Source organism: Nonlabens dokdonensis DSW-6, assembly GCF_000332115.1.
In the GTDB taxonomy this organism is placed as follows: Bacteria; Bacteroidota; Bacteroidia; order Flavobacteriales; family Flavobacteriaceae; genus Nonlabens; species Nonlabens dokdonensis.
On record NC_020156.1, the window covers coordinates 3,590,928 to 3,603,630 of the forward strand.

Consider the following 12,703-nt stretch of genomic DNA (forward strand, 5'->3'; position numbering starts at 1 on the left):
CGAATATATAAAACCTAACGCTACCGTTTTAAATTAGTCTTTATTAACATCTAATTTTTATGAAGATATAGAATTGATTACATATTTTTAGACAGTGAAAAAATACCTCATCCTATTCTTAATATTGACATCAACTGCATGTTTATCTCAAAATGAAGCAAATTGGTGGTTCTTTGGTAGCAATGCAGGAATAGACTTCAATAGTGGTACTCCTATTCCAACAGATGTTGGTCAATTAAATACCATCGAAGGATGCTCAGCAATTTCTGATGCTTGTGGTTCTTTACTTTTTTATACCGATGGGATTACAGTATGGGATAGAAATCACTCCATAATGCCTAACGGTATGAATCTGTTAGGAAATCCTTCTAGCACACAATCTGCTATAGTGATTCCTTTACCAGATAGCTCTAATCTGTATTATATTTTTTCTATTTCTATTAATTCAGCGACTGGTTTATATTATACCGTAGTTGATATGAATTTAAATGGTGGTACTGGAGATGTTATTGCCGCACAAAAAAATATTCAGCTATTGGCTAACAGCACAGAAAAACTGTTTGCTGCAGTCGCTTCAAATGGTCAAGATGCATGGATTGTATCCTATGCAGAAAGAGTTTCTGGAAGTTTAAATTTTGATCAGTTTTATGCTTTTAAACTTACTCCTAGCGGTATAGATTTATCAGCCACCGTGACATCTGCAAGTCCTTCTACTCGCACAACAGACAAAAGAGGTTATTTAAAAGTTTCTCCCGATGGTACTAAAGTAGCTATGATGACTCAGTTTTATGTAGATCTCACTAATCCTAACGAAGCTGGTTATGGTGCTTGGTTATTTGACTTCAATAATAATACAGGTGTAGTAAGTAATCCTTTAAGACTTAATTTCCCAGCTGCCTATCAAGCTTATGGAACTGAGTTCTCGTTAGATTCCAGATTAGTTTATGTGGATTTAAATACCTTAGGCAGCGGTCTTATACCTGGAGAACGATTGTTACTTCAATATGACACAACCGCTGCAAATTTTCAAAATAACCCAATTACTATTTACGAAAGTGACCCTTTAAATGCTAGTGATGACGTGACTCGAGGCGCTTTACAAATTGCTCCAGATAATAAAATTTATTACTCTCGTGATGAACAGCCTTGGCTAGCTGTAATCAATAATCCAAATGGTATTGGAGCCTTATCAAATTTTCAATATGACGGACTGGCTTTAAGCCCTGGAACCAATAGCAATGAAGGTTTACCTCCATTCTACAATGCCTTTTTCAATCCGTCTTTTGGAGTAGTAGAAGGCTGTAGCGGTACTGCCACTCAATTCTTTGCAGTTGATATAGCCACTTGTCCCAATACCAGTGTGCTTTGGGATTTTGGCGATCCGAGCAGCGGTTCTAACAATAGTTCAACCATCATCAATCCTAGTCATATTTATGCTACCGCTGGAATCTACACGGTTTCCCTTACCATTAATACGCCTTCAGAGGTTTTTACTTCTACTCGAGATGTTACTATAGTTGATACGCCATTGATACAAAACGTACCTGATATTAACATCTGTGATGATGCTCTTAATGATGGTGTTGCCCTTATAGATTTTAGCACCACAAGAGTTACCGCTTTAGGAAATCAAGACACAACTATCTTTAATGTTAGTGTTCACTCTTCTTTACAAGATGCACAACAAGATTTCAATCAATTGAGCGATAATGATTTTTATGAAAGTGGCACCTATTATTTGCGCATTGATAATCGCAATTCAAATGGTTGTTTTGTAACTACTTCTTTTGATCTAAATATTTCCGAAATCCCATTGCCAGTAGCTATTGATGATTTGATCACCTGCGACGATTTTTCTAATGATGGATTTGAATTATTTGATTTGACTGCTGCAGCAATACAAGGTTTAGGAACTCAAGATCCTAACTTGTTTTCTTATACTTTTTATAACTCAAGAACAGAAGCAGAAAATGATCAAAACGCCTTGAACAACATGTACAACGGTACTAACAATGAAGAAGTTTTTGTGCGTTATGAAAACATCGATAATTCAGACTGCTTTGACGTCACGTCTTTTCAATTACGTGTGATCTCTCAACCATCCATTCCTGTTTTGAATGATTTTCAAATTTGTGACGACGAGTCTAGAGACCTGACAGAGTTATTTGATCTAGCTTCTTTGGTTTCAACTATTGAAAATGGACAATTAGGTAATTTGACAACTACATTTCATGCGACACAGCAGGAAGCAGAATCTGATATTGCCAATCTCAATTTTCAGTACGAGAATTTAACACCTCAACAAACCATTTGGGTACGTTTAGAGAATAACGACTTGATTACTTGTTATGATGTTCAACCTTTAGTTCTAGAAGTTTTGCCTAAGCCAGTAGTAATCTCAACACCTGATTTTTCAAAATGTGAAGATGATGAAGCCATAATTGAATCTAGTTCAGGTTTTGTCTCCTACTTATGGAATACTGGAGAGACCACACAAAATATTACTGTCAGTCAAGACGGAACATATACCGTGACAGTAACGGACTTCAACGGCTGTGAAGACACCACTTCTACCACAGTCACTAATTATCTAGAAACTCAAATCGTAGATATAGAAGTACAACAATTCACCATAAGAGAAAATAGCATTACCGTTTCAGTTACTGGAGATGGGCCTTTTGAGTACAGCATTGATAATTTTTTCTACCAAAGCAGTAATGTTTTCACAAATTTACTTCCTGGATATTATACGGTATATGTACGCGATTTAAACGGTTGTGATTTAAAAACCGCTCCTGCAACTATAATAGCGGCACCACCTTACTTCACGCCTAATCAAGATGGTTTTCATGACTACTGGCAGGTAACCGCCATAGAAACAGAACCTGATGCAGAAATATTTATTTTTGATCGGTTTGGTAAATTATTGAAACAATTAAGTCCCGTCGGACCAGGCTGGGATGGCATGTACATCGGTAATCCTATGCCTAGCACAGATTATTGGTATCGCGTTGAACTGAACGATGGACGCAGTTTTAAAGGCCATTTTACTTTAAAGAGATAATTCTTTCTCCAGAGTTCTTTTATGAATAAAAAGTGTTTTTTTAACCTCGCTTTCGCGAAAGCGGAATTACAAAAATCTTATTTTTACATTTCATGGATTTTAATATTATATCAGACTTTTCTCCTACTGGAGATCAGCCTCAGGCGATAGATAAATTAGTCAAAGGAATCAAGGCTAACGAAAAGTATCAAACACTCTTAGGTGTTACCGGAAGTGGTAAGACTTTTACTGCGGCAAACGTGATTCAAGGAGTGCAAAAACCTACTCTTGTACTGTGTCATAATAAAACTCTTGCGGCGCAATTATACTCTGAGTTCAAGGACTTTTTTCCTGATAACGCGGTAGAATATTTTGTGTCTTACTATGATTATTACCAGCCAGAAGCATTCATACCTTCCAGCGGAACTTACATTGAGAAAGATCTATCTATCAATGAAGAAATAGAGAAAATGCGATTGAGCACAACCTCTTCCCTACTTTCTGGTCGTAGAGACATTATTGTTGTGGCATCGGTTTCATGCTTGTATGGTATAGGGAATCCGGTAGAATTTCAAAAAAATGTAGTACGCATTAAGCGAGATGAAGTTATTGCAAGAACAGCTTTATTGCATCGATTAGTGCAATCCTTATATTCAAGAACTACTGCAGAGTTTAATAGAGGTAATTTCAGGATTAAAGGAGACACACTGGATGTATTTCCTAGTTATGCAGATACTGCATTTAGGATTCATTTTTTCGGTGATGAAATTGAAGAAATAGAACGCTTCAATCCAGTAGATGGATCGGTTATTGAAAAGTATGACCAAATTACTATTTACCCAGCAAATATGTTTGTTACCTCACCAGACATATTGCAAGGCGCGATTCATTCCATACAAGAAGATCTGGTCAAACAAGTAGAGTATTTCAAGGAAATAGGAAAACCACTTGAAGCTAAAAGACTAGAAGAACGTACGGAATTTGATCTTGAGATGATCAGAGAACTAGGTTACTGTTCAGGAATAGAAAACTACAGTCGTTATCTAGATGGTCGCTTGCCTGGTACAAGACCTTTCTGTTTATTAGATTTCTTCCCAGACGATTACTTAATGATCATCGATGAAAGTCATGTAAGCGTTCCTCAAGTAGGTGCCATGTATGGTGGTGATAGATCTCGCAAAGAAAATCTGGTAGATTATGGGTTTAGACTTCCGGCCGCAATGGATAACAGACCTCTTAAATTTGAAGAATTTGAAGCTTTACAAAATCAAGTATTGTATGTAAGTGCCACTCCAGCAGATTATGAGTTGGAAAAAAGTGAAGGTATCTATGTTGAGCAAATCATACGACCTACCGGATTATTAGATCCTATTATTGAAGTACGACCGAGTCAAAATCAAATAGACGATCTGGTTGAAGAAATACGCATAAGAGAAGAAAAGGATGAGCGCGTTTTGATCACTACGCTTACTAAACGTATGGCAGAAGAACTTACTAAATACTTAACACGTATCAATGTGCGCTGTCGCTATATACATAGTGATGTAGATACTTTGGAGCGAGTGGAAATTATGTCAGATTTGCGACGTGGAGTATTTGATGTTTTAATAGGTGTAAACTTACTGCGAGAAGGGCTGGATTTACCAGAAGTTTCTCTTGTTGCTATTCTAGATGCAGATAAAGAAGGATTTTTACGTAATAATAGATCCTTAACCCAAACCATAGGTCGTGCAGCAAGAAATGTAAATGGTCTGGCCATTTTATATGCCGACAAGATTACAGATAGCATGCAAAAAACGATCGATCAAACAGAATACCGACGTTCTAAACAAATCGCTTATAACGAGGCAAACGGTTTAAAGCCAACTGCTATTAAAAAGAAATTAGAAACTGCATTATATCGTAAAAATGCAGCTACTTATGCTATCGAAGAAACGCTGACCATGAAAGCTGCTGAAGAAGAGGCAGAATACCTTTCTAAAGCACAGCTGGAAAAGAAAATAAGAGATACTCGTAAGATGATGGAAAAAGCTGCTAAAGAATTGGATTTTATGGAAGCTGCAAGATTGCGCGATCAGATTAAAATGATGCAAGAAAAAGTCAAAAACTTGTAGATAACTGGCTCGCATAAGTTCCAAGTACCATTTATCGACTTTTTAAGAGGTTATTTAATCGATGATTTAAAACGTATAAACGTTTATTTAAGTCTAAGCGATTTAAAATAGAGTTGAATGGATTTTTCCATAGTATGATATTAACTTTCATACTCTATAAAACAATTAAATTTTTATCTTTAAAGGCTAATACAATGAATATATCCCTATGAAATTTTTCTACTGTATCTTATTTTCTTTTGCAAGTCTTTTATCGTATTCTCAAGTAGGAATAGGCACTGCCGCTCCTACTGCCGATTTGGAAATTATTTCAAATACTGGCCTTGCTAGCGGTGAGTTTAATGGAATTATTATCCCAAAAGTCCCAGTTCTTCCTACTGGAGCCGCTTTACCTAGTGTTGCTCAGACAGGACTTATTTTGTATTTAGATTCTAACGATGCAGCCGAAGGTTTTTACTACTTTAATGGGACGTCTTATCAAAACGTGAATGCTACATCTGCATTTTATACCGATGGAACAACTGACAATGCTACTTCTACAACTTCTGACATCGTAAGAACTGGAAGAACCTCTTTTGGAACAGAATCAGTTGCTGCGGCTGTTGTAACAGTAGAGAATCCAGGCGCTGTGGCTTCAGAAGAAAGAACGATTTTAAGCGTGACTAATAGGCATACAAGCGTTGCGGCAGCGGCTTCAACGCCAGATACTAAAACATTAGATTTGACCAATACAAGTACAACAGGTCGAGATAAGATAGGTATTGCTAATGAAGTTTCTGTTTCCGGTTTAGGCGCTCACATTGGTATCGACAATGTAGTTGCTGTTAATAATAATAGTAATTTCACCAATTATGGCATCAGAAATGTAATAGGATCAAGCACGACTTCAGGACAAGATATTAATGGAATTTCTACAAGAGCAGGTAATGCAGGTGCAACTGGAACCGTTTATGGAATAAGAAGTATTGCTTTGAACGATGGCTCAAATAATTCGTTTTCTGGATATTTTCAAGGAGATTCATTTGCGATAAGAAACGCTGGTGACACAGATGGTTACACAATGCCAGTAGATTCTGGTACGGCTGGTCAAGTACTGACTACAGATGGTACTGGTGCAGCAACGTGGAGTGGTCTTTCAGATTTTTCTAGAGCTGATGTATCTGGGACTACATACACTTTGAACAACCCTGCACAAGGTGATACAAATGATGATTGGGAAGATGTTGTTTTCAGTAATGAAACTGTGACTAGTGCTAATTATGATAATTCAAATGGTGTATATACAGCTCCTGCAGATGGTGTCTATAACATAAATGCAATGGTTACTTCTGACTTTACCACTGGAGACACATTTAGATTTGGTATTAATGTGGTGGTTGATTACGACGGTGGAGATGATAGTTATGTATTTTATAAACAAATAGAATATTCACATTCAGGAACTGGTACGGTTTCTAGAGAAGTAAACGCAAATATTTCTTTGCTAGAAAACGCGAATATTAAAATCCAATTTTTAATGCCGGATTCCTATGCTAATTTCACGGTTGACGAGTTTGGGCCAAAAACCAATTTAACGATTACTAAGCTGTAAGTTATTTACGCTTTCGCGAAAGCTTAACACTACATAAATATAAACTTCATAACTTTGAAAAAAAATTATGAAGTTTTTTTATACCTTAATAGTTGTGTTGACTTTAATGTCATGTAAAAACGATGCTGAATTAGCTAATAATACACCAGCCACAAAAGCTGAAAAACCTGTTTCACAATTAGAAAACAGACAACTAACACAAGAATTCAAAGACTACTGGTATAACGGTACGGCAGAGATATCGAGTTATGACATCAGCGTTGCTCGTTATGGTGAGATGAGAGAAGGAACTGGTGTGATGATTTTTGTTACTGAGCCATTTGATAATAAAGATCAAATAAAAGCAGACCAACATAAAGAAAACAATCGACCTGTTCTTAAATTAAATGCAACTCGAGATTTCTACACAGGAATTTATCCTTATAAAATAATGAGCAGCACCTTTTTGCCACTGGACAAAAAAGATAATGCGATTAAAATAGCGACTTCTATTCAAGAATGGTGTGGTCACACTTACATGCAATTAAATCAAAATGAAGCTAGTTATGATGTGACGCTTCACTCCTACTTTCAAAGTGAAGGAAATAAAGATTTTGAAATCGATAACGTAATAACTGAAAACCAAATAGCAGCGCAACTAAGAATTGACCCTAAAGACATGCCTACAGGCGAATTAAAGGTAATTCCAAGCACTGAATATTTGAGATTAAAGCATATGGAAGCCAAACCTTATGATGCTGTTGCTAAACTTAGTGAAATCCCTGATGGTTATTTGTACAGTGTTAAATTCACTGATCTAGGTAGAACCATTGCTTTTAAAACCGAAAAAGAATTTCCTTATAAAATTCTTTCATGGATGGATCGTTATAAAGACGGAGCAGCACCCATGGTTTCCTCTGGTACGCTCAAGAAAACCATAAACACTGCTTACTGGGGAAAGAACGCAAATAAAGATGCTGTTTTAAGAGATAATTTAGGTTTATGAAAGAATTTTTACTGAGACCACAAGTTATACTCACGTTATCATTGTTATTGTTAACTTTTATAACACATCGTTTTATTATTTGGAGTGCGATAAAGTTATCTAAACGAGTTTCTAGAACAGAACTACGTAAACAATATCTAAACAGATATACTGGCTATGTAATTTGGAGTATTTGTGTCATTGCAATTATTCTCGTTTGGGGTTTTTCTACTGATGGATTTTTTGTTGCACTAGGATCTACCTTTGCAGTAGTAGGTGTTGCATTATTTGCAAACTGGAGTATTCTAAGTAATATCACCTCCAGTTTTATTCTTTATTTTACCTTTCCGTTCAAGATAGGTGACCGCATTCGTATTCATGATAAAGACTTACCGGTAACCGCCGTTATAAGTGATATAAAAGGTTTTTATACCTTACTCATTACAGACGAAGGTGAGAATATTACCTACCCAAACAATTTGCTTCTTCAAAAAGGAGTATCTATACTTCAAGAAAGAAAGGAATCTATTTTTGACATTAATGATCAAGAATCAGATCCTACAGTTTAATAATTATATAAATTAAAATTGCTTATTATGGACTTAAGCGACCAGCTCAAAAACCTTTTTCCAGATCACGACTTCAAAGAAGAAAAACAAACAGAAAAAAGCAATATCTGGTTACAAGAGCAACCTCTAGAATGTAAGTTTGAAAAACGTAAAGGAAAAGTAAACACCATTATCGATGGTTACACAGGAGCAACAGCAGACTTTAAAATTTTAGCCAAAGAATTAAAAACTCAATTAGGAGTAGGTGGAAGTTTTAAAAACGATCAAATAATCATTCAAGGTGATTATCGCGATCGCATCATGGAAATGCTCAAAGACAAAGGATTTAAAGTAAAGCGTGTCGGTGGATGATTTCAAAGATAAGTAAGTTTGATAAAAGTCTTGTACTATATTATTTCTCCATTCAACAACATAAAAAAAGCTCCAAAATCAATTTGATTTTGGAGCTTTTATCTTTAGAATAAATTGAATTACTCGTCACCTACTATATGTTCAATAGCAGCTGCAAGTTTAAAATCCTTTTCAGTTAAACCGTTGACATCGTGAGTAGAAAGCGATATTTCTAACGTAGCATAAACATTATGCCAGTCTGGATGGTGTTCCATCTTTTCTGCTTCCATCGCAATGCGCGTCATTACTGAAAAACAATCCATGAAGTTATCAAATTCAAATGTAGTATGAATAGCATCATCATAATAATCCCATCCTTCTACATTCTCTAAATGCTTTTCAATTTGTGCTTCTGTTAATTTTTCCATTTTGGTATTTATTTACCGTCAAAGGTATTTTTAATTTTCCTCTTAGCCTCACCTAGTCCTTCTTTAATTTTTCCTTCGGCCTGATCAGCTTTTCCTTCGGCTTCTGTAGAAGAATCATTGGTCATTTTACCTACTTCTTCTTTTACTTTTCCTTTTGCTTGATCTAATTTTCCTTCTAGTTCCTTGTCGCTCATAATATTTGTTTTTGTGATTATTTTTAAATATAGTTACGCTTTCGCGAAAGCTTACACAAAAAAATCTTAATCCTGCATTAATGGAATCATAATAACCATCAAACTATTATCTTTAAACCATGAAAAATACCACTCTTTTATTATTACTTGTTTGCTCCATGAGTCTCGCTCAGGTGGACTCATTGAATCAAGATACCTTTAAAGATCCCGTACATTTAAGAGAAGTGCCCAGACATAATTTGATTATTGATTTAGGTGTTGCTCAGCCAGCTGGTGATTTTAAAGATGTTTCTAGAAGCGGATTGAATCTAGGAGCTGAATATGGGTATTACTTTAATAAAAAAGTAGGGTTAGGCGTGAGTTTGCGTCATCAGTATAACGAATTTGGGTATTTAGATTTCAGAAATGACGAGAACACAGCCGTAAGTGATAATAATTATACCAACACTTCTATAGCGATAGGACCGACCTATTCTTTTACTAAAAAGCGATTTCAATTTGATGTTTTTGCAAAAGCTGGAGTTGCCTTTTTAAACAATCCAGAAAATAGTATTTCTCAGGTAGGTATTGGGAATTCGATGCCTTTTTCTAGTGATAATGAAAATTCGTCATCATCTAGTATGTACATAGAAGGAGGATTGAGGTTTAACTATTACTTCCGTAGATCAGTGCAAGTTTTCTTTTCTCCTCAATTCAATACAACATTGGGAAACCCTTTAAGTTATTCTTATAGAGACGAGAATGCTACAACGGTTATCCAGCCTGCCCTAAAAAACGATATAAATATTTCTAATATACTCTTTAATGTAGGAGTTAAAATTGCTATAGGTAAAGAGTATAGCAATGGAGAAGATCGTTTAGACGATTAAAAGTTTGATCTTTAGTTAAGGAAAAGCAAGAATATTGAACTAGAAATTTTCAGTTAAAATTCCAGTGAATTAGTTCTGATTGAGAGCTAGACTTTGTCTTTTCATATAAGTTCAAAACCTTACTTTTGCAAAAACAAAAAATAACTCATGCTTATATTAGGGATTGCAGGTGGAACTGGTAGTGGAAAAACCACGGTAGTGGAACAAATGGTACATGAGTATCCAGATCACGAGGTAACTGTCATTTCTCAAGATTCATATTATAAAGATACCAGCGACCTCAGTTATGAAGAGCGCACAAAAATCAACTTTGACCATCCAGAAAGTATAGATTTTGATTTGCTAGAAAAACACCTTCTAGAGCTCAAAAAAGGAAATTCTATAGATCAACCAGTTTACAGTTTTAAGGAGCATAATCGAACAGGAGAAACGATTAAAACCGCGCCATCAAAAGTTGTTATCGTTGAAGGAATTCTTATCCTTACCATGCCACGCATCCGCGAGTTATTTGATATCAAAGTTTACATCGATTGTGATAGTGATGAACGTTTAATACGCAGGCTTAAAAGGGATATTGCAGACCGTGGACGCGATCTTCAGGAAGTGCTAGAACGTTATCAAAATACATTGAAACCTATGCACGAGCAGTTTATAGAATCTACTAAACTCTATGCAGATGTCATTATTCCTACTAATCGTTTTAATACGGTAGGTGTTAAAATCTTACGTACGATTATTGATCAAAAGCTGGGATAATTTCTTAAATTTCCAGTTATGGGATTGAAAAATTTAAAAACAAATCCGTGGTGGAGGTTTTTTAGTAATAAATATACCATCATCACTATCTTATTTGCTATCTGGATCTTATTTCTAGACGGTAGCGCATGGACTACTTCTCATAGACAAATCAATAAGGATCTTGCTGAAAAACAAGAAAATGCAGATTTCTATAGGAAAGGTATTGCGCGTGATAAAGCAAAAATTGCAGCCTTACAGGACAGTGCAGGTCTTGAAAAATTTGCAAGAGAACGCTATCTGATGAAACGCGATAATGAAGAAGTATTTATTATCCAGCATCCAGATTCTGTAAAAACTAAAAGTAATGAGTAAAGGACTTTTTAAAGATTTTAATCCTGTTTCTGAAACACAATGGAAACAAAAGATCCAAATGGACCTCAAAGGAGCCGATTATAATGAAACGCTTCTTACCGCTACACGAGAAGGAATTGATATCAAGCCTTTTTATCATCGTGAAAATGCGCCTAAGGTTCATATTCCTAATCGATCTACTCAAACTAACGATTGGTATATTTCACAAAGGGTTTATGCAGGTAATGCTGTTGCAGCAAATAAAAAGGCACATGATATTTTAAACCGCGGTGGTGAAGGTGTCATCTTTACTATTCCTAACAAGGATATTGATCCTGCTGCTTTATTAAAAGGACTGCCTAAAGTTGGTATTCAGATTCATCCTCAGTTTTTTGATCTAGATTATATCAAATCGATTCATGAAATTGAACCTAAGGCCTATGTCCATATAGACATTATTCATCAACTGTTTAGCGATGGAAATTGGTTTCATAACAAGGATCAAGATCATAAAAACCTAGATAGTTTTATCAATGATTTTCAAGGATATTTCTCTAATATCACAGTAAATACAAGTATCTATAAAGAAGCTGGAGCAACAATAACCCAAGAACTAGCCTATTTTACAGCTCATCTTAATGAGTATTTGAATCATTTGAATGATTCTGGTACTTTGTCGGCTTTCGCGAAAGCGGAAACAAAACACTCATCATTACAAGAGCCAGCAACTGATGTCAGTTCGAGCGACAGTCGAGAACGGTTACAGAATGAAAAAGCTCGTATTACCAAAAGAATCAATATAGACACCACAATAGGCAGCAACTACTTCTTTGAAATCGCAAAATATCGCGCCTATCGCATTTTAACTAAAACTCTAGGCGAGATTTATGATCTAGATTTAGGGTGTTACATAACCGCTACTCCTAGCCTACGCAACAAATCCTTAATGGATTATAATGTAAATATGTTACGCACAACTACTGAATGTATGAGCGCAATTTTAGGCGGTGCAGATACATTATGCAACATTCCTTATGACACCTTTTTTAGTAAAGAAAATGAATTTGGCGATCGTATTGCACGCAATCAGTTACGTATTTTAAAAGACGAAGCTTACCTCAATAAAGTGGGCAACGCTGCTGATGGTTCTTATTATATCGATTCTATAACGCAACAGTTGGTAGAGAAAGCTTTAGAAATATTCAAAGACATTGAAAACGCTGGTGGTTTTGTACAATCACTATTTGATGGTACGATACAGCGCAAGATCAAAGAAAGTGCGCAACAGGAACAAGAAGATTTCAATTCTGGAAAGCGAGTTCTTATAGGAGCAAATAAGCATGTAAATGCAGATCTTCCATTGCAAAAAGAGTATGAAATATTACCGTTTGTAAAGGTGAATCCGCGTAAGACACTGGTACAACCTATTGTTGCTAGAAGGATTACAGAAGATTTAGAGAAATCTGAAATCGCAAAGCTGTAATGACATCTAAAGATTCCATATCTATTCAC

General features: G+C 35.6%; 12 protein-coding genes. 10 read left to right on the top strand and 2 right to left on the bottom strand.

The window, feature by feature from the left end:
* The first annotated feature begins 94 nt into the window (after positions 1 to 94).
* The 6 genes from DDD_RS15825 (at position 95) to DDD_RS15850 (ending at position 8,632) form a co-directional block, all read left to right on the top strand.
* Positions 95 to 3,064 (top strand): T9SS type B sorting domain-containing protein, encoded by a 2,970-nt coding sequence (locus DDD_RS15825; RefSeq protein WP_015363966.1) that lies wholly within the window; start codon positions 95 to 97, stop codon positions 3,062 to 3,064.
* A gap of 92 nt (positions 3,065 to 3,156) precedes the next feature.
* Entirely contained in the window at positions 3,157 to 5,157 is a 2,001-nt protein-coding gene (gene uvrB / locus DDD_RS15830) for an excinuclease ABC subunit UvrB (RefSeq protein WP_015363967.1), read from the top strand.
* A gap of 208 nt (positions 5,158 to 5,365) precedes the next feature.
* Positions 5,366 to 6,748, top strand: a complete 1,383-nt coding sequence (locus DDD_RS15835) for an autotransporter outer membrane beta-barrel domain-containing protein (RefSeq protein WP_015363968.1) — start codon at positions 5,366 to 5,368, stop codon at positions 6,746 to 6,748.
* 67 nt (positions 6,749 to 6,815) lie between these two features.
* A complete protein-coding gene (locus tag DDD_RS15840; protein WP_111474763.1) occupies positions 6,816 to 7,733 on the top strand; it encodes a septum formation inhibitor Maf in 918 nt (305 codons plus the stop codon).
* Positions 7,730 to 8,281, top strand: coding sequence for a mechanosensitive ion channel domain-containing protein (locus DDD_RS15845; protein ID WP_015363970.1), 552 nt, complete (start codon positions 7,730 to 7,732; stop codon positions 8,279 to 8,281). The genes DDD_RS15840 and DDD_RS15845 overlap by 4 nt, the downstream gene beginning before the upstream one ends.
* Positions 8,282 to 8,308: 27 nt before the next feature.
* Positions 8,309 to 8,632 (top strand): translation initiation factor, encoded by a 324-nt coding sequence (locus DDD_RS15850; RefSeq protein WP_015363971.1) that lies wholly within the window; start codon positions 8,309 to 8,311, stop codon positions 8,630 to 8,632.
* A gap of 119 nt (positions 8,633 to 8,751) precedes the next feature.
* Here DDD_RS15850 and DDD_RS15855 read toward each other — a convergent pair whose 3' ends face one another.
* Both DDD_RS15855 and DDD_RS15860 read right to left on the bottom strand, forming a co-directional pair.
* Positions 8,752 to 9,039, bottom strand: a complete 288-nt coding sequence (locus DDD_RS15855) for a 4a-hydroxytetrahydrobiopterin dehydratase (protein WP_015363972.1) — start codon at positions 9,037 to 9,039, stop codon at positions 8,752 to 8,754.
* 8 nt (positions 9,040 to 9,047) lie between these two features.
* Positions 9,048 to 9,233: a CsbD family protein gene (locus tag DDD_RS15860; RefSeq protein WP_015363973.1), complete on the bottom strand. Its 186-nt coding sequence runs from the start codon at positions 9,231 to 9,233 to the stop codon at positions 9,048 to 9,050.
* 119 nt (positions 9,234 to 9,352) lie between these two features.
* Between DDD_RS15860 and DDD_RS15865 the strand changes: the two genes are divergently transcribed.
* From DDD_RS15865 to DDD_RS18275, 4 genes are all read left to right on the top strand, one after another.
* Positions 9,353 to 10,102, top strand: coding sequence for an outer membrane beta-barrel protein (locus DDD_RS15865; RefSeq protein ID WP_015363974.1), 750 nt, complete (start codon positions 9,353 to 9,355; stop codon positions 10,100 to 10,102).
* 147 nt (positions 10,103 to 10,249) lie between these two features.
* Positions 10,250 to 10,858: a uridine kinase gene (gene udk / locus DDD_RS15870; protein ID WP_015363975.1), complete on the top strand. Its 609-nt coding sequence runs from the start codon at positions 10,250 to 10,252 to the stop codon at positions 10,856 to 10,858.
* A gap of 18 nt (positions 10,859 to 10,876) precedes the next feature.
* Positions 10,877 to 11,212, top strand: coding sequence for an FtsB family cell division protein (locus DDD_RS15875; RefSeq protein WP_015363976.1), 336 nt, complete (start codon positions 10,877 to 10,879; stop codon positions 11,210 to 11,212).
* Complete coding sequence (locus tag DDD_RS18275; protein WP_015363977.1) at positions 11,205 to 12,674, top strand: methylmalonyl-CoA mutase subunit beta; 1,470 nt, start codon at positions 11,205 to 11,207, stop codon at positions 12,672 to 12,674. Before DDD_RS15875 ends, DDD_RS18275 begins: the two co-directional genes overlap by 8 nt.
* Positions 12,675 to 12,703 lie beyond the last annotated feature (29 nt).